13 protein-coding genes are annotated in these 25,247 nt (G+C 44.0%); 10 read left to right on the top strand and 3 right to left on the bottom strand.

Going from position 1 to position 25,247, the window contains the following annotated elements; genetic code table 11:
• Positions 1-99: 99 nt before the first annotated feature.
• From RBB12_RS00900 to RBB12_RS00925, 6 genes are read left to right on the top strand one after another with little or no spacing between them, the layout of a single operon-like run.
• On the top strand, positions 100-3,411 hold the full coding sequence (locus RBB12_RS00900; protein WP_313882839.1) for a VCBS repeat-containing protein: 3,312 nt from the start codon (positions 100-102) through the stop codon (positions 3,409-3,411).
• On the top strand, positions 3,408-6,755 hold the full coding sequence (locus RBB12_RS00905) for a CRTAC1 family protein (RefSeq protein WP_306012431.1): 3,348 nt from the start codon (positions 3,408-3,410) through the stop codon (positions 6,753-6,755). The genes RBB12_RS00900 and RBB12_RS00905 overlap by 4 nt, the downstream gene beginning before the upstream one ends.
• Positions 6,748-9,987 (top strand): VCBS repeat-containing protein, encoded by a 3,240-nt coding sequence (locus tag RBB12_RS00910; RefSeq protein ID WP_306012432.1) that lies wholly within the window; start codon positions 6,748-6,750, stop codon positions 9,985-9,987. The genes RBB12_RS00905 and RBB12_RS00910 overlap by 8 nt, the downstream gene beginning before the upstream one ends.
• A 10-nt stretch (positions 9,988-9,997) precedes the next feature.
• The gene (locus RBB12_RS00915) at positions 9,998-11,332 is read left to right on the top strand and encodes a vanadium-dependent haloperoxidase (protein WP_306012433.1); all 1,335 of its coding nucleotides are present in this window, start codon (positions 9,998-10,000) and stop codon (positions 11,330-11,332) included.
• 22 nt (positions 11,333-11,354) lie between these two features.
• On the top strand, positions 11,355-12,254 hold the full coding sequence (locus RBB12_RS00920; RefSeq protein ID WP_293280548.1) for an AraC family transcriptional regulator: 900 nt from the start codon (positions 11,355-11,357) through the stop codon (positions 12,252-12,254).
• A complete protein-coding gene (locus tag RBB12_RS00925) occupies positions 12,247-13,104 on the top strand; it encodes a hypothetical protein (RefSeq protein ID WP_306012434.1) in 858 nt (285 codons plus the stop codon). The genes RBB12_RS00920 and RBB12_RS00925 overlap by 8 nt, the downstream gene beginning before the upstream one ends.
• On the opposite strand, the gene RBB12_RS00930 is transcribed toward RBB12_RS00925, so the two are convergent.
• Positions 13,101-16,808 (bottom strand): metallophosphoesterase, encoded by a 3,708-nt coding sequence (locus tag RBB12_RS00930; protein ID WP_306012435.1) that lies wholly within the window; start codon positions 16,806-16,808, stop codon positions 13,101-13,103. The two genes, RBB12_RS00925 and RBB12_RS00930, sit on opposite strands and share 4 nt — an antisense overlap.
• A 53-nt stretch (positions 16,809-16,861) precedes the next feature.
• Between RBB12_RS00930 and RBB12_RS00935 the strand changes: the two genes are divergently transcribed.
• A complete protein-coding gene (locus tag RBB12_RS00935; RefSeq protein ID WP_306012436.1) occupies positions 16,862-18,052 on the top strand; it encodes a Pycsar system effector family protein in 1,191 nt (396 codons plus the stop codon).
• A gap of 1 nt (position 18,053) precedes the next feature.
• Here the strand turns inward: RBB12_RS00935 and RBB12_RS00940 are convergent, their stop codons facing one another.
• On the bottom strand, positions 18,054-20,429 hold the full coding sequence (locus RBB12_RS00940; protein WP_306012437.1) for a GAF domain-containing protein: 2,376 nt from the start codon (positions 20,427-20,429) through the stop codon (positions 18,054-18,056).
• Between the two features lie 114 nt (positions 20,430-20,543).
• Here RBB12_RS00940 and RBB12_RS00945 point away from each other — a divergent pair, with 114 nt between their 5' ends.
• Positions 20,544-21,440: a metallophosphoesterase gene (locus RBB12_RS00945; RefSeq protein ID WP_179383723.1), complete on the top strand. Its 897-nt coding sequence runs from the start codon at positions 20,544-20,546 to the stop codon at positions 21,438-21,440.
• Here the strand turns inward: RBB12_RS00945 and RBB12_RS00950 are convergent.
• Positions 21,437-22,696 carry an aminotransferase class V-fold PLP-dependent enzyme gene (locus RBB12_RS00950; protein WP_306012438.1) on the bottom strand — a complete coding sequence of 420 codons (1,260 nt, stop codon included), beginning with the start codon at positions 22,694-22,696 and terminating at the stop codon, positions 21,437-21,439. The genes RBB12_RS00945 and RBB12_RS00950 overlap by 4 nt on opposite strands.
• Positions 22,697-22,774: 78 nt before the next feature.
• Here RBB12_RS00950 and RBB12_RS00955 point away from each other — a divergent pair, with 78 nt between their 5' ends.
• Both RBB12_RS00955 and RBB12_RS00960 read left to right on the top strand, forming a co-directional pair.
• Complete coding sequence (locus RBB12_RS00955; protein WP_306012439.1) at positions 22,775-23,938, top strand: AraC family transcriptional regulator; 1,164 nt, start codon at positions 22,775-22,777, stop codon at positions 23,936-23,938.
• A 90-nt stretch (positions 23,939-24,028) separates the two neighbouring features.
• On the top strand, positions 24,029-25,183 hold the full coding sequence (locus RBB12_RS00960; protein ID WP_306012440.1) for an acyltransferase family protein: 1,155 nt from the start codon (positions 24,029-24,031) through the stop codon (positions 25,181-25,183).
• Positions 25,184-25,247: the final 64 nt, after the last annotated feature.

Below are 25,247 nucleotides of genomic sequence, written 5' to 3' on the forward strand. Positions count from 1 at the left end.
CATTGTACATCATTAGTCAATTATTAATTCTTTCTTAGAAAAACATTAATGTATTTGATGTTCGCCATGCAAAGGAATTATTTATATTACCCCCTGCTATTGAAGAAAGAAATGAAAGGACAGTTCTGGATACTTTTTGGAGTCTTGACGACCTTAATAAGCTGCGGTACCCAACAACAGGAGACTCTTTTTGTGCTGAAAGAAGCCAAGCAAACAGGTATCACTTTCAGCAATAGCCTAAAACAAACTCCTGAACTTAATATTCTCAACTACCTTTATTTTTATAATGGCGCTGGGGTCGCTTCTGGCGATTTCAATAGCGATGGACTGCCCGACCTATACTTCACCTCCAATCAAGGGGAAGACAAACTATACCTCAATCAAGGTAATTTTAAGTTCAAGGATGTTACCAAGGAATCCAACCTAATGAATAATGATGGATGGACCACTGGGGTAACCCATGCCGATGTCAACAATGATGGTCTGCTGGATATTTACGTCTGCAAAGTTGGAGACCATGGCATTATTCGTGGGCAAAACCTACTATACATCAATCAAGGGAACAATGCAAAAGGTATCCCAACATTTAAGGAAGAAGCCCAAAAATATGGTCTGGACTTTATAGGCTATGCTACCCAAGCTGCCTTTTTCGATTACGACTTGGACGGTGATCTGGACATGTACCTCCTTAACCACTCCGTAAACCCCAATCGTTCCTACGGAAAAGGGGCTAAAAGAAAAATCGTCGATTCCATGTCGGGCGATATCCTTTTTGAAAACCAAAATGGAACTTTTACCGATGTATCCAAAAAAGCCGGTATCTTCCAAGGAACCATTGGGTATGGACTTGGGCTTGCCATAAGCGACATCAATAACGACGGTTATCCCGACATTTATATTGGTAACGACTTTTTTGAAAATGACTACCTCTATATCAACCAAAAGGATGGCACCTTTAGGGAAACCATCTCCGAGAACGACCAGAAGCTAGGACATACCACCCACTTTTCCATGGGGAACGATATTGCCGATATCAACAACGATGGCCTTTCCGATATTCTTTCGTTGGATATGCTTCCCGAAGACCTGGAAACCTATAAAACATCTGGGTTGGAATACGCCTATCCAGTGTACCAGCAGTTCCTAAAGAATGGTTTCGCTCCCCAGTACATGCAAAATACCCTTCACTTGAATCTGGATGGGGAAAATTTTGGGGAAATTGCCAATCTGAGCGGTATCGATGCCACGGAATGGTCCTGGGGCGCCCTATTTGCCGATTACGACAACGACGGGTTCAAGGACCTATTCATTTCCAACGGCATACAGGGTGTAACCAATAACATGGATTATATCAACTATATATCCAATGAAGAAATCCAACGAAATATTGAAACAGGGCTATCGGACAAGGACATGGAACTGATTGACCGGTTGCCCAAAAAGAAAGTACAGAACTACTTTTACAAGAACAACGGCGGGGCTCATTTCGATAATGTCACGAAAACATGGGGACCTCAGATAGATTCCTATAGCAATGGATGCGTATATACAGATCTGGACAATGATGGGGACCTTGATATTGTAGTGAACAATGTCAACCAAGAAGCTTTTGTAATGGAAAACACCCTAAGCGAGGGGAATTTCATCAAAATGGCCTTTAAAGGAAGTGAAAAAAATACCTTTGGTATCGGCACCAAGGTTATTATGTTTCGACAGCAGGGAATATCGGTTCAAGAAAACATCCCCACACGCGGCTTTATGTCCACCAAGGACAATACCTTAACCTTTGGTGTTGGCAACGATTCCATAATTGATTCGCTCCATGTGGTTTGGCCATCAGGAAAGTTTGAAACGCTCAAAAACGTAAAAGCCAATCAACTTTTAAAAGTTGACCATTCCAATGCCAGCGGCAATTATTATGAAAAACCCGTTAAAAAAGAGCAACTACATTATAATCCGTCCTCACGCAACCTCAATTTTGTGCACAAGGAATACCCCACCTTGGACTTTGATCGGAATCCATTGGTTCCATTTGCCCATTCCAATGAGGGACCTTCGGTAAGCGTAGCCGATATCAATAATGACGGATTGGACGACGTCTTTATTTCTGGAGGCAAAAAACAGGGTTCTAAACTCTATCTTCAGGATCAACAGGGAAACTACAACGACCATCAACCAGCACTCTTTGAAGAAGATGCCATAGCAGAGGACGTTGACCAAGTATTTGTGGACGTAGACAACGATATGGACCTCGATCTTGTGGTGGTAAGCGGCGGAAACGAGTTTACAAGCGGCAACCCATTACAGCCGAGATTGTATCGCAACAATGAAGGGATACTGGAGAAAGACAACAACGCCTTCCATCAAATAGAAATCAACGCCGCTAAGGTCGATGCTGTGGATATAGACAATGATGGCGACATGGACCTCATGATTTCATCCAATGCGGTTTCGACCAAATTTGGAGAGAAAAGCCAACAATACCTTCTCGAAAATGACGGTAAGGGCAAATTCCAAAACATCATCGCTTCATTCGCTCCGGAATTTCAACACTTGGGCAACATAAAAGACTTTGTTTGGCAAGATTTGGACGGAAATGGCTATGTAGATCTTATTGCCGCAGGACATTGGAATCCTATATCCATCTTTTTGAACGATGGCAAAACACTATCCCTCCAAAAAAACAATGGACTCGACAACACCCATGGTTGGTGGAACACTTTAGAGCTTGCAGATTTGGACAACGATGGCGATCTGGACATACTGGCCGGAAACTGGGGCCTAAACACCAAATTTGAAGCTTCCGTTGAAAAACCGATTACCTTGTACATCAACGATTTTGATGACAATGGGTCTATTGAAACTATTGTGACCCATTTTCATGGCGACCGGGAGACTGCCTTTGCCTCAAAGGATGAGTTGGCCAAACAAATGCCCTTTTTGAACAAAAAATTCCTGTTTTACGAAGACTTTGCCAAAGCATCCTTGGATGAACTTTTTGGAAAAGACAAATTGAATGAAGCCACCCAAAGAAAAGTATATCTGCTAGGCACTTCCTATTTTGAGAACGATGGCAATAACAACTTTACCCTAAGAACATTGCCCCATTTGGTACAGTCATCTTCGGTAAACGATATACAGTTGGTAAAAAACGATCAAGGAAAGATTAATGAAATATTAATGGTGGGCAATAATTTTGAGATAAGCACTCAACTTGGTAGATTGGATGCTTCACACGGATTTTTGTTGCAGAATGACGACAGCGGAAACATTAGCTGGGAGCGAAGTCTGGGCATTTCCGGTGCAGCCAGAAAAATTGCAAAAATAAACAACAATGGGAACGAAGAATTCATCATTACGATGAACAATGCTGCTCCCATTTTTTTGGTTAAAAAAAAGAACGTTAGATGAAACTGAAATATATCACCCTATCGCTTGTATTCCTAGGTCTATCTGCCTGCAACAGCAAAAAAGAAGACCAAACCGCACAAGAAGTGAAAAAAGAGACCCTTTTTACCTTGCTCTCACCTGAGGAAAGTGGCGTTACCTTCATCAACAAAGTAGAGAACAGAAAGGATTTCAACATTTTTAAATACCGAAACTTTTACAACGGAGGTGGCGTGGCCATCGGCGACGTGAACAACGATGGGCTTCAGGATATTTACCTTACCGGAAACATGGAACCCAACAGACTTTATCTCAACAAGGGTAACATGAAGTTCGAGGATATTTCCGAGCAGGCCGGGGTACTTGGGAACAAACCATGGTCCACCGGGGTGGTTATGGTGGACATCAACCACGATGGCCTATTGGATATCTATGTCTGCAATGCCGGAAACATGGAAGGCAATAACCACGATAACGACCTCTACATCAACAATGGGGATTTGACATTTACCGAAAAAGCCGAAGAATACAACTTGGCCAAAACAGGCTTTACCACACATGCCTCCTTTTTTGATTATGACAAGGATGGGGATTTGGACGCCTATATCCTCAACAATAGCAACATCCCCGTTAGCAGCCTTGGTTATGCGGAACAACGAGACGTAAGGGCGCAAGACTGGGAAGGTGTTCCAGATATTTTTAAGGGTGTGGGCGATATGCTGCTGCGCAATGACAACGGCAAATTTGTGGATGTCAGCGAAGAAGCCGGCATTTACGGAAGCCTTATCGGATTTGGTCTTGGTGTTTTGGTCACCGATTTTAATGGAGACCTTTACCCAGACATCTACGTGTCCAATGATTTTTATGAAAGGGACTACCTCTATATCAACCAAAAAGATGGCACTTTTAGTGAGGAAATCAACGACTGGACCTCCCATTTGAGCCTATCCGCCATGGGAATCGACGTGGCCGACATCAACAATGATGGACATAACGATATTTTTATCACCGATATGCTTCCGGAGAAAGAGCATCGGGTTAAATCGGTGATGGAGTTTGAAGGGTACAACGTATTTAACCTGAAACAGAATAAGGATTTCGGACAGCAGTACATTCAAAACACCTTACAGCTCAACAATGGCAACGGCACTTTTTCCGAAGTTGCCTACTACAGCGGCATACACGCCACCGATTGGAGCTGGGCCGGCCTTATGTTCGATATGGACAATGATGGTCTTAAGGACATTTTTATCACCAACGGTATCAACCACGACCTGACGGATCTGGATTTTGTGGATTTCTTCGCCAACGAGATTGTGCAAAAAATGGCGCTGACCGGAAAAAAGGAGTCCATAGACTCCATCATCAACAAAATGCCCATAAAGCCACAGCCCAACTATGCGTACAAGAACAACGGCGATATTTCCTTTACCAATGCAAATGAGGAATGGGGTTTTGAGCTCCCCTCCCGCTCCAATGGTGCCGCCTATGGCGATTTGGATAACGATGGGGATTTGGACCTAGTCATCAATAACGTGAACACTCCCGCTTACATTTATAAAAACAATACGGAATCCCAGTTGAACAATAACTACATACAGCTCAAGTTCAAAGGACCTCAAGGCAACCCTTTTGGCGTGGGCACTTTGGCCAAGCTTTATTTCGATGGAAATATTGTCAACCAAGAATTGATTCCCTCAAGAGGATTTCAATCCTCCATCCAGTACGATATGACCATTGGACTGGGAAAAACCCCTCAATTGGATTCCATCCGCGTCGTTTGGCCCGATGAACGCACCCAGAAATTTGAAAACGTACAAGCCAATCAAGTCCTGAATGTAGAACATGCCAATGCAACCGAAACCTACGTCCTTCCAAAAAAAGAGGTGAAAAAATCCTATCTCAAGGAAATGGATGCCAATTTTGCGGCTACACATCAGGAGGATAGCTATAATGATTTTGATTACGAAGGACTGATTTCCCACAAACTTTCCCAAGAGGGACCCTCCCTTGCGGTTGCCGATGTTGACGGCGATGGCAACGAAGACTTCTTTATTGGAGGCGCCAAAGGTCAACCTGGAATCGTATACCTGCATCGAGGTAATGGTAGAATATCTGCAAAAAACAGTGCTTCCCTTGAAGCGGACAAGAATTTTGAGGACGTGGCCGCAGCATTTTTTGATGCTGATGGCGATGGGGACCTCGATTTGGTCGTTGGCTCCGGAGGCAACAATGTGGGCATGGAGCGTACATACGTTGCCCGACTTTACCTCAATGATGGCAATGGGAACTTTTCAAAATCAGGGAATGAACTGCCATCCACCTATAAAAACATCGCGACCATAGCACCGCATGACTATGACGATGACGGCGACATAGATTTATTTATAGGCTCCCGAAGCGTAGTTGGCGTGTACGGGATCTCTCCAGACCACCTCTTATTGGAAAATATGGGTGATGGTACCTTTACCGATGTTACCGAACGTTTGGGGTACGATTTAAAAGATGCCGGAATGGTGACCGATTCCCAATGGCAGGATATGGACGGGGACGGTAAAAAAGATTTGATCGTCACCGCAGAATGGGACACCCCAAAAATCTATAAAAACACGGGAAGGAGATTGACCAAAATGGACAGCTCCCTGGACAGCCTCTACGGATGGTGGAATACCGTGGAGACCGCAGACTTGGATGGTGATGGTGACCAAGACTTGATTCTGGGCAACCAAGGTCTAAACCTACATTACAAGCCCACGGAATATGCCCCGATGAAACTCTACATCAACGATTATGACAACAACGGGACCATAGAGCAGATTATGACCCTTCAGGAAAATGGAGGGGATTATCCCATTCACCAAAAAAGGGAACTTACCGAACAATTGCCCAACCTCAAAAAGCAAAACCTCAAGGCTTCTGATTATGCCCACCGGACCATTCACCAACTATTCCCTGAGGAGGTAATGGCCAAATCGATAGTGAAAAAAGCGGAAACCTCAGCATCGGTAATCGCCATAAATGAAGGTAACGGTAAGTTTACGATCAAAAATCTTCCCGCTCGGGTACAGTTGTCCTGCGTTTGTGATATCACTTGTACCGATGTCAACAACGATGGCAATTTGGATTTGATCATGGCCGGGAACAACTACGAATTCAAACCGCAATTTTCCCGATTGGATGCCAGCCAAGGTAATCTCCTTCTGGGCGATGGGCAGCTTGGCTTTACGTGGCAAGATTATGAAACCAGTGGATTCAAAGTTCGGGATGAAGTAAAATACCTGAAGCAATTCAAGGACAAAAACGGAAAAACTTACGTTATTGCGGCCGTAAACAATAACAAACCAAAGATTTTTGCCATCAATGAATAGGTTTCTCATCATAGTATTGATTACCCTTGGTGTTGTCTCCTGCAAAAAGGAAGGGAGTCTTTTTGAAAACCCCGAACCCCAAAAAACAGGAGTTGAGTTTACGAATACCCTCACCCCTACTGATGATTTGAGCATATTGGATTACCTGTACTTCTACAACGGAGGAGGCGTATCCATCGGCGACATCAACAATGATGGCTTGCCGGACATCTTCTTCAGTGGAAACCAAGTCAAGAACAAATTGTACCTCAACAAGGGAAACCTACAGTTTGAGGACATCTCGACCTCCGCAGGAATAGAAGGCAATAGCAGTTGGAATACCGGCACCACCATGGCCGATGTTAACGGGGATGGCTTATTGGACATCTACATTTGTGCCGTAGTTGGCATAAACGGTTTTAATGGCTTCAACGAGCTGTACATCAACAATGGGGACAATACCTTTACCGAAAGTGCCGCGCAATATGGGCTGGATTTCGACTCGTATAGTTCCAACGCCTCTTTTTTCGATTATGACCTTGATGGCGATTTGGACCTCTATCTTCTCAACCATGCCGTACATACCCAAAACTCCTTTGGACGTTTTGACCTACGGTACGAACGTCGGTACGAAACTGGGGACAAACTGCTCCGCAACGACAACGGAAAGTTTACCGATGTAAGTGAAGAAGCCGGCATCTACGGTGGAATCAACGGATACGGACTTGGATTGGCCATTGCCGATTTTAATCAAGATGGCTACCCCGATATCTATGTGGGCAACGACTTCCACGAGGACGATTACTACTACCTCAACAATGGCGACGGAACCTTTACCGAAAGCCTTAAAAAATATTTTGGTCACACCTCCCGATTTTCCATGGGGAACGACGTGGCTGACATCAACAACGATGGCCGCCCAGATTTTCTTTCCTTGGATATGCTTCCCGAAGACGAAGTGGCGTTAAAATCATCGGAAGGGGACGACAATGTCCAAACCCAAAAAATGCGCATCGACCGTTTTGGTTACCACTATCAGTTTACCCGCAACATGCTTTTTGTGAACCAACCCGACGGCAACTTCATGGAAACCGCCCTAATGAGCGGCATCGCTGCTACGGATTGGAGTTGGAGCGCTCTCTTTGGTGATTACGATCTGGATGGCCAACAAGACGTCTTTATTTCGAACGGGATTCCCAAAAGACCGAACGACCTTGATTTTATCAAATTTGTGTCCACGGAACAAATCAAACAGAAAATCGACAACACCAAACTGGTGGACCAAAAAGTACTGGAGCTGATGCCCTCGGGCAATGTTCATAACTACGTATTTAAAGGAAGCAAAGACCTGCAATTTCAGGATATGTCCGAAACATGGGTGACCAAGGATACCCTGATTTCCGGTGCCACCGCAATGGGCGATTTGGATGGTGACGGTGATCTGGATTTGGTTACCAACAATATCGACCATCCTGCATCGCTCTACATCAACAAAACCAACGGAAAGGGCAATTACCTAAAGGTAAAGTTCGACTATACCAAGAATAATAGATTCGGTATTGGCACCAAGGTGTATGCTTACAACAAGGAAGGACTTCAGTTTAAGGAACTGTTTACCACTCGCGGGTTTCAGGCCTCTTCCGAACCTATGGTTCATTTTGGATATGCCTCGAACCAACCTTTGGATTCCTTAAAGATTATTTGGCCCAATAAAACCTATCAAGTGCTGACGAACGTCAACTTGAACCAAACATTGACCACAAGTCCATCCAATACCCGACCGTTTGATTACGGCAGCCTTAGTGCAAAGAAACAACCGATGTTTACTCCCGTGAACAATAGGTTGGGCTTGGACTTTACGCATGTGGAAGACAATTATACCGATTTTAACCGTGAAAAACTGATTCCCTATCAGATTTCCGATAGAGGTCCCGCCCTTGCCATTGGGGATTTAACAGGCGATGGAAAAGAAGATGTCTTTTTTGGAGGGTCCAAGTACATTTCCTCCCGAATTTTTGTGCAACAGGATTCCATTTTTGTGCCCAAACGTTTTGATAGCCTTCAAAAGGACTCCATCAAAGAGATAGTTTCCGCGAGTATTGCAGACTTTGACAATGATGGCAAGAATGATATCATCACCAGCTCTGGTGGTGGTGACTTTTATGGAACTTCGGAGGCTCTTTTAGATGCTTTTTACGTACAAAAGGACACTATATTTGAAGCCGTTGCACTACCAGAAATCTACCAAAACTCCTCGGTCGTCAAGCCTTTCGACTTTGATGATGATGGTGATTTGGACGTGTTTATTGGTGGACATACACTAACCGGTAAATTTGGAACCCTGGCCACCTCGGTTTTGCTCGAGAACCAAGGAGGCAAGTTTAAGGCCAGAAAAGAGTTTGAATCCTTGGGCAAAGGGATGGTTACCGACGCCATTTGGAGCGATTTTGATGGGGATTCCATCACCGACCTTATTTTGGTCGGGGAATGGATGGCCCCAAAATTCTTAAAATACCAGAATGGAACCTTCACCGAAGTGGCACAATTCGATTTGACCGGGCTTTGGCAGACCATTGAACCCTTTGATATGGATGGTGACGGGGACATGGACTACCTTTTGGGCAACTGGGGCACCAATTCCAAGTTTAAGGCATCCAAAGAACACCCCATGAGGCTTTATTTCAACGATTTTGATGAAAATGGTCAGACCGAGACCATCACAGCCATGGAAAAGAACGGGAACTACTATGCCTTGGAAACTTTGGACGGACTGGCATCGCAATTGGTCTATCTCAAAAAGAAATATACCACCTACAAATCCTTTGCCGGACAAACCATCGAAGAAATTTTTGGGGAAGATGCTTTGGATGCATCGACGCTTTTGGAAGTAAACACCTTACAATCGGGCTATGCCAGAAACGACGGTGGCACATTTACCTTTGTCCCGTTCAACAATGCGCTTCAGGTATCTCCTATCATGTCCATTCTAGTGGACGATTTCGATGGGGATGGCAAAAAAGAAGCACTTTTGGGAGGTAATTATTTTGGGGTAAAACCCTACCACGGCAGATTGGATTCGTTTCCCGGCGCCCTGATCAAAAATGAAGATGATATCGTTTTAGGAAACCAACTTGGGTTGGATTTTACCAAAAAATCGGTTCGTCATCTACAAACTTTTACAGTACAAAATCAAAAATATGTGTTGGCCGTCTTCAATGATGATGCAGCACAAGTATATAAAATCAATAAGTAATCGTTAGGCCATGATAAAAAAAGGAATACTACTGATCACAGCCATTTTGTTGGTTTTGGCATCTTGCCAGAAAAAAGAGGAACCCATTGAAATTTCTCCGGAGGAATTGCACGCTTCGGTGGACAAAGTCATTGAGATCATGATCCATGATATATTTTCCCCGCCCGTAGCCAGCAGAATTTTTGCGTACCCCAACATTGCCGCTTACGAAATTGTTGCCTTAAAAAATGACAAATACAAGTCGTTGGCGGGCCAAGTAACCGATTTAGGAAACATTCCCGCTCCTAAAAATGAGGAAAACATCAATTTTGAAATGGCCGCTTTGGTGGCCCACATGGATTTGAGCAAGCGTCTCATTTTTTCGGAAGAGCGGATGGAGACTTTCCGGGACAGCTTGTACACCATTTGGATGGAGAAAAATGAACCCGTGTTTAATGCCTCCAAGGCTTATGGATTGGAAGTGGCCGATTTTATAGGGGAATGGATGAACAAGGACAATTATAAGGAAACCCGCACCATGCCCAAGTTCTCCGTGAATTCGGACGATCCTTCGCGTTGGCAGCCTACTCCCCCCGCCTATATGAACGGTATTGAGCCCCACTGGGAAAAAATCCGTCCTTTTGCCATCGATTCAGCTCAGCAATTCAAGCCCATACCCCCGCCAGAATTTTCCATGGAAGAAGATTCCCAGTTTTACAAAGAAGTGATGGAGGTTTACGAGGTTCGCAAGAACATGATCGGTAAAGGCGATAAATCAGAAGAGATTGCCATTGCGCAATTTTGGGACTGTAATCCTTACGTTTCCGTAACACGTGGACATTTGATGTTCGCCACCAAAAAGATTACCCCTGGAGCGCATTGGATCGGCATTACCAAAATTGCATCCCGGAAAACAAATTCCGATTTTGCCAAAACCCTTTATGCCTATACCAAGACCTCCATTGCCATTGCCGATGCCTTTATCAGCTGTTGGGACGAAAAGTACCGAAGCAATCTCATCCGCCCGGAAACCGTCATCAACGAGTACATCGACGACAGTTGGGAGCCAGTGTTGCAAACCCCGCCATTCCCAGAATACACAAGCGGACATAGTGTGGTCTCAGGAGCTGCGGCTATTGCACTGACCAGTATTTTTGGCGATAACTTTGCCTTTGATGATGATACAGAAGTAGCCTACGGCCTTCCGGTACGTTCTTTTTCCTCGTTCAACCAAGCATCCGACGAGGCGGCATTGAGCCGAATGTACGGTGGTATCCATTATAGGGCGGCTATCGATGTTGGGATAAAGCAAGGTAGGGACCTAGGGAAATTTGTGGTCGATAAATTGGACATGACAAAAGGCTAATCCGTATTTTTGCTCCTTAGTTATGAGGAAGATCAGTTCAATAATCCTTGCCCTTGTGGTAGGAGTGATTTTATGGTACTTTGTATTAAAACCCCAGGATTATCAGGTCAATTTTAAGGCCAAGGCCATTCCTGGGACCATATTTGAATCGGTAAAGGCTTGGAACCAAGGTTTTGATTCCGTTATACCGCTGGATTACGAAAGTCCTAGACATTTTAGGCAAACCATTTTGGTAAACGATTCCCTGCAGGTATTTGAGTGGGACATCCAAAAAGTGCATGACTCATTGAGCGAAGTTCAAGTAAACATAACAGACTTGGATCATTCCTTCAATAATCGTTTGGCCGTCCCTTTTTCCGATACCGATTTTGAAAAAGGCTCCAGAAAGTTACTTTTGGATTTCAATGATTTTTTGAACGATCATATCCAACGTTTTACGGTATCGATTGAAGGTGAAGAGGAAATATTTTCATCCTTTTGTGCCTGTATACCGCTTACGACCACCACGGAAGGCAAAGCTTTGGGCATGATGAAGAACCACAATTTTTTAAATGGTATCCTGCTTCAAAACCAAGTGCAATTGAACGGCCCTCCTTTTGTTCAAGTAGTGGATTGGGATTTGAAGAACAACCGCCTGTCCTATAACTTCTGTAATCCCATAATACGTTCGGAGAAACTTCCAGACCATCCAGATATCGTATACAAACGGATATTCTCCCAAAACGCAATTAAAGCCATCTATCATGGCAATTATATCACGTCTGACAGAGCATGGTTCGCATTGTTGGATTATGCCGAGGAAAAGAACATCCCTGTTGAGCGCACACCGATAGAGGTTTTCTACAATAACCCCAATATGGGAGGGAATGAACTGGAGTGGACCACGGAAGTTTTTATGCCCATAAAGGAAAGTGATGAATAAATTATCCCTTTTATTGCTCGTCATGGTTGCGCAAACCTGTGCTCAGCAAAATTTTCTGCGCGAATTGGAACCCATGGGCGATCTTCCTTCCAAACTAAAGGAAGTATCGGGTCTTGAGCTTGCGGATGACGGCCATTATTGGGTGATAGAAGACAGTGGCAACCAAGACGAAATTTATAAAATTGACGACAAGGGAAACTTAAAGGAATCCTTGGAAATTGACCATGCCAAAAACGAGGATTGGGAGGATTTGGCCAAGGATAAGGAGGGCAACCTGTATATCGGAGACTTCGGGAACAATCAAAACGAACGGGATGATCTGGTCATATATAAAGTTCCAAAAGACGAACTGGACAGAAAAAAGCCAAACGCCGACAAAATTAAGTTTCGGTATCCCCAACAGAACGATTTTCCACCCAAAAAGGACAGTCTCTATTATGACACAGAGGGATTTTTTCACCTGAACGGGCATCTTTACATTTTCACCAAAAATCGAACACGGCCTTACTCCGGAAAAACATTGATGTATCGTGTACCTGACGAAGAAGGGTCTTACGAAGCCGAATTTTTGGGTTCTCTTTTCCTCTGTGGGGACCAAAATCGCTGTTCGGTGACCAGTGCCGACATCTCACCGGATGGGAAAACCATTGCTCTTTTGAGCTATGGACTCGTTTTTTTGCTTACCGACTATACAGCACCGGACTTCTCCCAAGCCACCATTAAAATAGTGGATTTAAAAACCAACACGCAGATTGAATCGGTTTGTTTTGCAGACGACAAAACCCTTATCATTGCCGACGAAAAGAATCCGTTTGGTGGACAGCATTTGTACAAATACACTATTGATTAAAATCCAAAACCAAGTCCGAAAGCGAATCGAAGCCCATCGGAGCTATTGAAAAGTCCGAAATTGGCGGAGAGTATATCTGCTCCGTTCACGAAAAACCCACCTCCGTACGAATTGTGCCAGATTCGTGAGGAATCTCCTGGGAACCATACCCTGCCATAGTCAAAACCTCCATAAATTCCGGGTGTTACAGGAAGAATTCCCGTTTTGGTCCTTCGAAAACTGTAACGGATATCCGTATTTTGAAAATAAGCTGTTTTACCCGTAAACCGTTGGAATCTAAAACCGCGCAATCCATTGTTGCCGCCTATGCTTGCCGCTTGATAAAATTCATATCCATTACCAATGGTAAAGTGACCCTTGAGTTGCGTGGCCAAAACCAACCTACCGTCCGCCGAAAGTTTATGGTCCATGGAAAATGACGGTATCACATAGCCAAAAGACCGTGAACCATCGTCCAAATTTTTACGAAATCCACCTTCCAAAGAAAAGGCCATGCCCACAGTCGGGAACGCTTCGTTATCCGTATTCGAATAGCTGTATTCGCCATCCAACCCAAAAAAGCTAAGGTGGTTTTCTTCGCCGTTGGCCACATAAAATTCATTGATAAACCTGTTTTCGGTCTCTTCGATTTCGATGTTTTCGTAGGCTAGACCAAATCGCACTTTGGACCCCAGAAAACCACGCCATACCAAGGACGGTGCAAGCTGTAAAGTACGGATGCGTACCCGATTGTAATCCAATCCTAAGGGTTCCGTATCATCATTATTGACCGTTTCGTTTCCAAAGCCAAAAAAGTTACGGGTAAAGTTGGGACTCGTAAACTTGGCATACACCTCAAGGTTCACTTTGTTAAACACATGGGCAAACTCTCCACGATAGCCCAAATCAAACCCATCCGTGGCGAAATAATAGGCCGCATTAAAGGTATGTTGCTGCGTAAATGGGTTTTTCCTAAAACCGTTGAAGGTATAGGTATCGGTAAGCCCAATGCGTACGCCATCGTCAGGATTAAAGCCAATGGTAGGCAATATTTGGTTGTTACTGGCCTTGATGTTCAAAAACTCATAAGTGTTGGTGTCATAATCCCTTACAAGGCGAATCTTTCCACCATAGGCTTCGTCCAGCGTATTTTTTTTGTCTTTAAAATCGTAGACCGATAATTTCTTGGAGCCTTCGGAAATTTTGTACACATCGTTGTTTTGCCCCCCCACAATGCGAACCTTTATTTGTGAGGTTTCGGTGCGGGCATCGAATATATCATCATCGTCCAGACCGTACACCCATATCTCCTTGGTATAGGCTGGATCATAAACCTTGTTGAAGAACAAATCGGTCATTTCCCCTCCCTTGATGCGATATGCTCGAACCTCAACATGACCGTTGGGCAATGATACGATATTGAAATAATCATCCTTATCCGTTCCGGTGACCACACTGTAGCGATTCAAAACAGCGAAATAGTCCTTCGCCGTCTGAACCAGATTAGCTTTTCTGGCCAATAGTATCCTTTTGATTTCGGTCAAAGTTTCGTCCCTGACCTCTTCTGGAAATGCCAAAAATGCTTCATCGATGATTTCTTCGTTCAGATTTTGCTGAATGAATTCGGCCTGTTCTACCCATGTGTCCAAATCGGTTTCTGATAACAGGGCCATATCCAAGGCAAAAGTGCGGGGGGAAGAGGTGAATCCTTCCACACTTCGTATTTCTTCGTGGAAACCTTCAAAAATCCGTAATCCAGGTACGGTTCTGGAACCAAAGCCAATGATCAATCCGTCTCCCCAGCGGGAAAATACTTGGTCCCTGTCCCGAGCAATCGGTTTGTAGACTTTGTTGCCCTCTTCGGTTTCAAACTCTGCCCATCTCCATTGATCCACGTGTCTATCCCAATCCCCGATCATAATATCAAAAAGCCGGGCCTTGGCGTACTCCTTCTGGTCAATGCTATACTCTTCATCTTCCCGGAGCTTGTCCATCAGGTCGTAGGTGCTTTCGATTTTTTTGGTATATCCGAAGCTCTTGAGATTATCATGATCATCGGAAACATGCTCCTCGATCATATAAAGGCTGTTTCCGAAATCTTTATTGTAATCTCCCAAAACCGATTGTTTGGGCACATAATATAATTTGGGATTGGTGTGGAACATCCCTAAGGCATCGGAAAGTTTACCTATGGTAAATGGGGCATAGGGATGTGCTCCGGTATACAGGTCCAGCAACAATTCTTGGGTATAGGTGTCCTGAAATTCCCCAATGATATATTGCTCTTGGAATGCAATGGCCTGCAGGTATCTTTCAGCGCTCTTCCTTAAATCCCGCATAACGTACTCCCGACCTTGCTTATCTGCCAATCGCAGGGAATTGGATTGATTGCCGCCACCTTTCCGTACCACGGTGAGTCCCCCAAAAAGTGTATCCAATCGCACCGTAGGTGCCTTGATTTGGGTCCCGTAATATTTTCGATACCGCTCTCCCCAAAGCCATTTATGGAATTTGCTTTTTTCAATATCCTCTTGAGCGTAGACCGAAGCCATTTGATACGCCGGAAAATCATCATCCATCTCGATTTTCTTGGTTGGCCGATCGGGAGGAAGAACCGGTGTATGGAACAATACGGTATCTGTTTCCGTTCCGTGGAACACCACATCCGAAGAACCATCTTTGTACACGGTCAAAACCGCGTAGCCATTCATCCCTGTAGAAAATTTACTGCCATTCAGCAATCGGGTTGCTCCGGTTTTAGCTCCAGAACCACTAACGATCTGAGGCTTGCTAAATTCTTCAATATATTGGAGCGTATGTTCGTGTCCTGATGCGAAAATAATCTTGTCAGAATATTGTGATAGTGTCAGGATTCGCTTCTTTAACTCGTTGTACAACTGATTGGAAAGGTCTTCTGCGGATGCGCCCGATGTCTTCCGTAGCAGATTGATGGCTGCACCCAAAAATGGCATGGGCACCTTACCGCCACTGGGATAAAGCCCCTGCTTAAATGAGAATTGCCCTCCGTGCACTCCATAGGACAACAGGGGGTGGTGCATGGCAATGATCACCGTTTTGTCCCTGTTCTTTTTGATCAAACTTTCCAGTTCCTCAAAAAACCGTCCCCTACTTTTGATTTCGCATTCATCGTTCATGGTGGGATGCTTGTCCCAATTGACCAAGTACCACTCTGTATCAATGGCAATGACCATAACTTTGTCACTGATCTCTATATCCTCAATGGGACAGCCGTTTTCGGGCTGAAAGGCCTCATTATCATCCAATACATCCTCTACATACTCCTCTTCGCGTTTCAGGCCTTTCAAACCGTCGCTATACCAATCATGGTTTCCCGGTATAAATAGTGGTCTGCCTTTAAAGTCTTCCAAGGTGGCCAACTGAGCATCCAAATAATGTTTGGATTGCCGATAGGCCTCTGGGTCGTCATCTTTATCCACAAAACCGGCGGGATAAATATTATCTCCCAAAAAAATAGCGGTACTGTTGGGCTGGGCGCTCTCCAGTTCTTTCTTGAACTTTTTTAAGGTGGGGTTGAGCTCTCCCATGGGAGATTTTCCCGCGTCACCAATCAGGTAGAAGGTATGCTCCACTTCCTTTTGAAATTGGCCAGTGGTACCCGGGTAAGAATCCGCATACTTGGTTTGGTAGGTGGCGCAACCATGCAATACGCCAATGAGCAGGGCTAGCAAGTAATGTTTCTTCATATTGCACGACGTTAATACCAAAATTTCGTAATTTGGAATTCCAATCAGAATATATGTCGGAAATTGTTGATAAAACTAAACACTTCGTTTCTAAACTTTTAACGGAGGAACTTGACCCCAAGTTCTTGTACCACAACTTGCGACATACCGAACGAGTAGTCAAAAGTACTAAAGAATTGCTCAACTATTATAACTTGGGCGATACGGAGAACGAACAACTGCTATTGGCAGCTTGGTTTCATGATGTAGGTCACATTAATGGACATGAGGACCATGAAGAAAGTAGTTGTAAGCTTGCTTCCGATTTTCTTAGGGAACAGGGCTACGACCAAAAGGCAATCCATCAGGTGTGCACCCTCATCATGGCCACCAAGATGTACAGCGAACCCCAAACCTTGCCGGAAGAAATTATCCGCGATGCCGATATGTCCCATTTCGCCAAAAGGAGTTATTGGGAAACCACCGATTTTTTAAAGGAAGAATTCAAGCAATTGGGGATTGCGGACTATTCCTCCAGAAAGTGGCGGGACAAGAACATCAAAATGTTCCGCAAGCACCAGTTTTACACGGATTACGCAAAGGAAAACTGGGAAGATGGAAAGCAGAAAAACTTGAAGCAGCTCCTCAAAGAGAAAAAGGCCGAAAAAAAGATTGCCAAAAAAGAAGCCCTCAAAGCCAAATACAAGAGCGAAAGTCCCGACCGAAGTGTACAAACGCTGTATCGGGTAACACTAAAAAACCACTTGAAACTGAGCGATATCGCCGACACCAAGGCGAACATCCTGTTATCGGTGAATGCCATTGTTATTTCGTTGGTATTGGCCAATTTGCTTACCAAACTGGACAATCCTTCCAATACCTATATGATCTATCCCACCATGATCTTGATCATGTTCAGTGTCGTTTCCATGGTGCTATCCGTATTGGCAACAAGACCCAACATCACCACGGGAAAATTCACCAAAGAGGATGTGGAAAAGCGTCGGGTAAACCTTCTCTTTTTTGGAAACTTCCATCAAATGGACCTAAAAGAGTACGAATGGGCCCTGCAGGAAATGGTGAAAGACAAGGATTATGTGTATTCTTCCCTTACCAAAGACCTCTATTATTTAGGTGTTGTTTTGAACAGAAAGTACAAGATACTTCGGATTACCTATAACATATTCATGATAGGGATGATCATTTCGGTAATTTCTTTTGGGATTGCCTTCCGATTTTTTGGCCCAGACCGGTTGATTTTCTGATCTAGCTGTTGAGTTCCTCCATTAGATCATCGTAGGTATAGGTACGCTCGGATTTTTTATCCTTTTGATAAAGGATTTCAGCACGAATGGCTTTCAACCCCGAAACTCCTTGTACACCTTCAAGTTCCACGATTTCGATATTATTGGTAAAGTATCCTTTGGCTTTTAGGAAACTGATGTATCTCAAATATTCCTTTTCGTCCTTGCGCTGGGAGTACACAATGGCCAATTTCCCCTTTTGGGTAAGGCGCTCATTGGTTCCCTTCACAAAGGATTTATCGATTCGCTTTTTAATGACCTCGTATCTGGCATTGTAGGTGCCATCAACATCAAACCGCTTTTCGTCCATCCTAAACCGTATGGCCAAGGACGTACTGTACACCAAGACCAATGAAGCTACATCCAACTTAACGGGCAAATGAGGTTTAAGTGCGTAATACTTGTTCTCCATCTCCACCATTACCTGCAACTGCCACAATCTCAAGTTGCTCAAAAACAGTTCATTGAACTCTCTGTCCTTTGCAATGGAACTGCCGATGTACATATTGTGTTCCACACCGTCGGTTTTGTACCGTTCAAAATAGTGCGGGAACATTTTTTGGGCCTCTTCCTGCTTTTTATCCAATAGGGCCGCCAATTTCATGTTGGCCTCCATCACGCTATCATCGTAGTTTCTACGATGGTCGTAGTAGCTTTCGGTGGTCTTGTCTATTTTTTGTTTGTACGCTTCAAGTAATCCTGCGATTTCTTCATCTTCTTTTTGTAAATGGTCAAATACAGGGTCTACTTCCTCTTTTACAAAATCGAAAACCGCTTGTTCGGTGTGGGTAAACAAGGCCTCCTTAACTTCGTTCAGGTAATTATTGACCCTGAACATCAGTTCCTCATAAATGGGAAGTTCATATTTGGAGAAAGCAATTTGGAGGATATCATTGATTTCTGACAGCTGAATCATCAAATCACGTTGGATGGCCAGATTGCGTTCCTTCGCGGAATCCTTGATATCGATTTGACCATATAGCGGGTAAACATCCTTAAAGACGATTTCTTTAAAAACGGCTTCGTTGCCCGAAAGTTCATCGGCCATAAAGCGCTTGGCCTCCTCTTGAAACTTCCAATATACAGATGGGTGAACCGAGGTGCATTCGTGCTGGATTACTGCATCAATCAGATTCTCCTCTTCTTCGATGGTGCGCATCACTGCCGCCACGATGTAAGGCATCACATCGTCCAACTTGTTGGCATTAACGCTGTTGAGTTCGTTTACTTTGCCGGAAACCAGTTCCAAAACCCCCAAAAGCTCGCCGTTAACAGCAATAGGGGCCAAAATGGCACTTCGAATGCCCTGGTCCATCAAATTTTTATAGGGCTGTACTTTGCCTTCAGTTTTATTGTAATACTTCTCCACATTGGAAATGGCAAAATACTTGTTCTCCTTAAAAAGCTTTCCATGGGAATAACTACAAAACGTGGAATTACAGTCTTCGGTTTCCTTCCCATTCAGGATATAACTATCCATTCCCTTTCCATAAATCTTAAAAAAGCGGTCTGCACCGGAATCGTAGCCCGCAAATCCGACCTTAATATCGTTCAACCTAAAGAAAGATCTAAAGGTATCCTCGAAATTTTCCATAAAGGAGTCGTTTCCACGTTGGGTCTTTCCAATCAAGGTCGACTTGATTTCCGAAACGGAATGCTCGGCGGTAACATCGAACATATTGGATATAACAAAACCCCTCGCCAAAAAACTGTTCGGTGGAATTTTTTCCTTCCAGAGATCTAAGTTGTAAAAGTTCTCCAACAATTCATCCACATCATCTTGGCTAACGGGCTTTGCTTTGTCCGTTGGGATGATTTCCATAAAATCCGCATTATACAAAATACGGTAACGGCGCATCACACCGTTGGAATCGGGTATATCGAAAAAAAATGGACGTTTAAAATCCAAATTGTAACCGTAATAAAACTGCAAAATCACCGTACACTTCATGATGTAATCAAATTCCCGTGGAATGTTGGTGATTTCCGGTTCGTATGCCTCTCCGGCATCCTTCAAAATTTGACGAAACCGTTCAGAAGAGTTAAAAACCAAGTTTTCGAATGGCGTTGAGGCGGTTTTTATCTCGTTCTTGGTCAAAATAGGGGCAAAAGAATCCTCCAAAATAATGCTGATTACATCCTTATGGGTCTCCAACAAAGACAGATCGGTGAACCCTTCACGAAGTTCTGGGTAGGGAGCCTGTGCATCCAAGACATATTTTGCCCTTTCGGCCAAGTGTTTGTTTGAACTCTTGAGCTGCTCATCGTAATGTTCCAACAATTTGTTGAAACTCACCAATTGAACAAGTGGGCTTTCAGAATGGTAGTCGTGCTTCATACACCGTTTAGTCGAGGTTTCTACTACAAATTTACAAAAAGTAAAGGCGCATATGGTTTTATGAATATCTTTATGGACAAAACGTCCTTTTTTAAGGATTTTAGTACCTTTTTCATGTCCTCTTCGAGCCGATTAGACAATGCCTACAAAAATGCCAAGGTCATTCCCTTTGATGAAGGCTCCAAATTCATTTTTTTTAGTGATTGTCATCGTGGGGACAACAGCTTCGCCGACGATTTTGCCAATAATCGGAACATTTACTTTCATGCGCTAAACCATTATTATCGGGAGGGGTTCAGCTACATCGAACTTGGTGATGGGGACGAGCTTTGGGAAAATATCAGTTTTGATTCCATTTTTGAGGCCCACAAGAATGTATACCAATTGTTGCGAAGATTCCATTTGGAAAACCGTTTGCATATGCTTTGGGGCAACCACGATATGGTGTACCGCGACCCCGCCTATGTTGATGAGCATCTTTCCCACTATTTTGAGCCTATTGATGGGTCGGATAAGGAACTTTTCGAGGGCATCACCTATCACGAAGCTATTGTTTTGAAGCATGCTGAAACGGGACAGGAGATATTTTGCGTTCACGGGCATCAGGCAGACTGGTGGAACTATGTTTGCTGGCGCATCGGTCGATTTTTGGTGCGGGTGTTGTGGAAACCGCTTCAGGTAGTGGGCATCGCCGACCCTACGAGTCCTGCCAAAAATTACAAGGAGCTCATCCGAATCGAAAAGCGCATCAAACGTTGGATCCTTAAAAATGGATTGTTGATTACCATGGCGGGACATACCCACAGACCGAGATTTCCAGAGCCTGGACAAATTCCCTTTTTTAACGATGGTAGCTGTGTGCACCCACGAAGCATCACCGGTATTGAGTTGGAAAACGGGGAACTATCACTCATTAAATGGCACATTGATACGAAACCAGACGGCACCCTTCAAATTGTTCGGGTATTGTTGGAAGGACCTGAAAAGCTTCGGGATTATATGGATCATTAAGTTCGCTTTGCCATCGTTTTGATGGCACTCACGAATTGGTCAAGTTCATTGGTGGTGGTAAACACGTTGGGCGTAATCCTGCAGCCATGGACATTTTCAAAATCTATGGCAACGGTCCAGATGTTGAACTCATCCAATAGCGTCTTTGCCATTTCCGAAGGTTTCATATTGGTAAGTCCCACATTGGCAATACCGCAACTGCGGTGCGGTTCCAAGGGTGTATTGATGACCACATTCTCCACATCCCGGAGTTGGTCGCTCCAATAGCGTTGCAGGTAGCGCATTCGCTTCTCCTTGCGCTCCAATCCAATCATGTCCAAGTAGTCCACAGCATCATTAATGGTCAAATCTGTATGCACGGGATGGGTTCCTGTATGGTTGAGCCTACGGATTTTGGTATCATCCTCTTCGTGTTCCGCAAACAAGGGCCATATTTTAGGAATATTCTTCTCCGCAACATAGAGCATGCCTGCTCCCAATGGGGAACAAAGCCATTTGTGCAAACTGGATCCATAGTAATCGCAGTCCAATTCGGCCAAATCCACCTTTATGTGTCCAACACAATGGGCACCGTCCACCATCACCTCGACACCATGGGCATGGGCCATATCGCAAATCTTTCGGACGGGCAATATCTGTCCGGTCACATTGATCATATGGCAAATCATCAATAATTTGGTCTTTGGAGTTATTTGCGATTCGTAGAGCGACACAATTTCCTCATCCGATTCTGGGTGATTGGGCACGGATACCTTTTTGCAAACAATACCATAGCGGTCTTCCATTTGATGAAAATGTATTTGCATGGCGCCATAATCTTGAACGGCAAAAACAGCTTCGTCACCCTTTTCCCAAGGAAAACCTCCAATGATCATATCCAAGGACTCCGTGGTGTTCCTAGTGATTACCAATTCCTTTTCCGAACAATTGACAAGTTCCGCCACCCGTGCCGCTGCCTTGTCCTTGTTTTCCCATTGCACGGTACGCATATAGTACGAACCTTCATAATTTACGTGTTGTACGTGTTCGGTGAACTTGTTAAGGATGGGAGTTGGAATAATGTTGTAGTACCCACTTTCCAAATTAATGTAATCCGGTTTTAAACTGTAATCTTCCCTGATGCGTTCCCAAAATGCTTCACTGTCCTTATCGGGATACGGCCCTTTCTCGGCCATGGCGCCATCCAAAGTAATCGGAAAAAGAGGGGCGGCCATGGCGGCACTGCCCATATAGCGTAAGAATTGTCGTTTTTTCATTTTGGTGTCAGGTTGATTTAAAAAAGAATGGTAATTTTCATTTTTACTTGCTTTCAAGATACAACTTATACCCCATAAATGAATGATGTAACGGCCATATTAGATCAAATCCCCATCCGGTACGACCTTGCATCGCACATCATGCTCTTGGGCATAGTACAGGGGGTTTTCTTGGCCTTGGTCATCTTTTTAAGGGCAAAACGCGATTCGGCCATCATTTTCTTTGGTTGGTCCCTTTTGGTGCAGTGCCTCGTATTTTTGGACATCTACCTTTGCTACACCGGTTTGATGAAATACACGATGCACTTGAACGATTCAACCGAGTTTCTGGTGCTCTTGATTGCTCCAACCTTATACTTTTTCTTGTTTGCCCTATTGGAACGGAAGCCCATTGGCCTAAAACAGCATTGGCCCCATTTTATACTCCCATTGCTCTACATCATTTCACAAGTGAACTTCTACACCAGTCCCATCGAAGTAAAAATCAATGCCTATCTCGGAGCTTACCATAGTGATTTAGGCTTTTTGGAAGTCCCGGGCACTATGAACTACTCATACCACCATATTAAAGACCAATTTCGATGGTTGGTCCTAATCAGCTTTGCATTTTATCTGATTTTGTCTCTTATGTTAGTGCTAAAGTCCCGAAAAAGGGGATGGACCAAGGCCAAAAACATTAAAGTGGACAAGTACATGTTTTCAAGAAACACGGTTATTTTTTTCTTAGTGATCCTACTCACTATATTTATTATTTATCTCAATTTTGATGATGACGGTGGTGATCATATCATCGGAATCATACAAACTGCCACTATATTTATCACCTCTTATTTCATACTTTCCGAATCGCGCTTTTTTGAAAAATCTTGGATTGCCGATAAGTATGAGACCTTGTCGGGCACTTCCGTTCAATTTAGTACCCTTGAAGCATTTATCGAAGATTCCCAATATTACACCCATCAGGATATCAGCTTAAAAAAAATATCCGAGCAGCTGGATACCAATAGCAATACCATCTCCAGATTGATCAACTCCGAAACGGGCAACAACTTCAACGATTACATCAACCAAAAACGTATTGCACTTGCACAAGCGAGGTTATTCCATCCAGAATTTCAGCAGCTCACGGTTGAGGCCATTGGTGAATCGGTCGGGTTCAGGTCCAAATCAGCCTTTTACAGTGCTTTCAAGAAACATACAGGCCAATCCCCTTCCGCTTACATGAAGGAAAATAGAACTTAATTCCTCCAGAATTGCAATTCAGGACATTTACGAGCTCCAAAAAATATGTGGTTTCCCCTATGCTACACATCTTTGGAAAAAATTTTAGCAATGGATTCCAGCATTAGACGTTACGATTTGGATTGGCTTCGGGTGATTGTATTCGGATTACTTATTTTTTACCACGTGGGGATGTTCTTTGTCCCCTGGGGATGGCATGTAAAAAACAACATTATTTACGATTGGCTGCGCTGGCCCATGCTGTTTTTAAACCAATGGCGATTGCCCATACTTTTCGTGATATCCGGAATGGGTACGTTTTATGCCCTGGGCAAACGCGGGATGGGAAAATTTATGTGGGAACGATTTCTGCGCTTGGGGATTCCTTTGGTGGTAGGTATGTTGCTTATTGTGCCCCCTCAAGTGTACGTGGAACGCTTGGCGGAGGGACAGTTTACGGGTTCCTATTGGGCATTCTTTTCAACAATTGCTTTTGATGGGGTGTATCCCGAAGGAAATTTAAGTTGGCATCACCTGTGGTTTTTGCCGTATTTGCTGGTTTTCTCGTGGGTCTTGGCCCCGCTTTTCGTCTATTTGAGGAACCACAGCACAAAATTCGTGGAATGGGTTAAAAACATCATCCAAAAATCATGGGGCATTTACCTATTCGTGATTCCGCTTTATTTGGTGGAATCCTTGGTAGAACCATTTTTTCCCATTACCCATGCTTTGGTGGATGACTGGTTTAATTTTATATTCAGCATCATTCTGTTTTTTTACGGCTTTGTTCTGGTCGCTACGGGAGATATCTTTTGGAATACCTTGGGCAGGATGAAGAAAAAAGCCCTTCTTTTAGGTATCGTAGGTTTTGCGGGTCAGGCCATCATCTGGTTATTTTTTGAAGACGGTTATGTGATTCACTTTACCGAGGCCCTTCTGAAAGTGGTGAATATCTGGTCGTGGATCTTGGTGCTATTTGCCTACGCCGCCCAGTACCTCAACAAGCCGAGCACTGGACTTGCCTATGCCAACAGGGCCGTATACCCATTCTACATATTGCACCAAACCATCACGGTCTGCATCGGCTATCTTGTAATGGATTTGGATTGGGGACTTGCCCCCAAGGCGTTGATCCTTGTTGCAGGTACCTTTGGACTGAGTTGGCTCATTTACGACTTGATTATCCTTCGGATACCCGTTCTACACCCACTTTTTGGACTTAAAAAGAGAAAGCACGCCAAAAAAGACTACAGCTTAACGATTTAACGTCAATTTATACAATTGGTGGCAAGGTATTTGCTAATTTTATAATTAGACTATTGCCTTAGTT

This window comes from Allomuricauda sp. MMSF_3307 (assembly GCF_030733585.1).
GTDB lineage: Bacteria > Bacteroidota > Bacteroidia > Flavobacteriales > Flavobacteriaceae > Flagellimonas.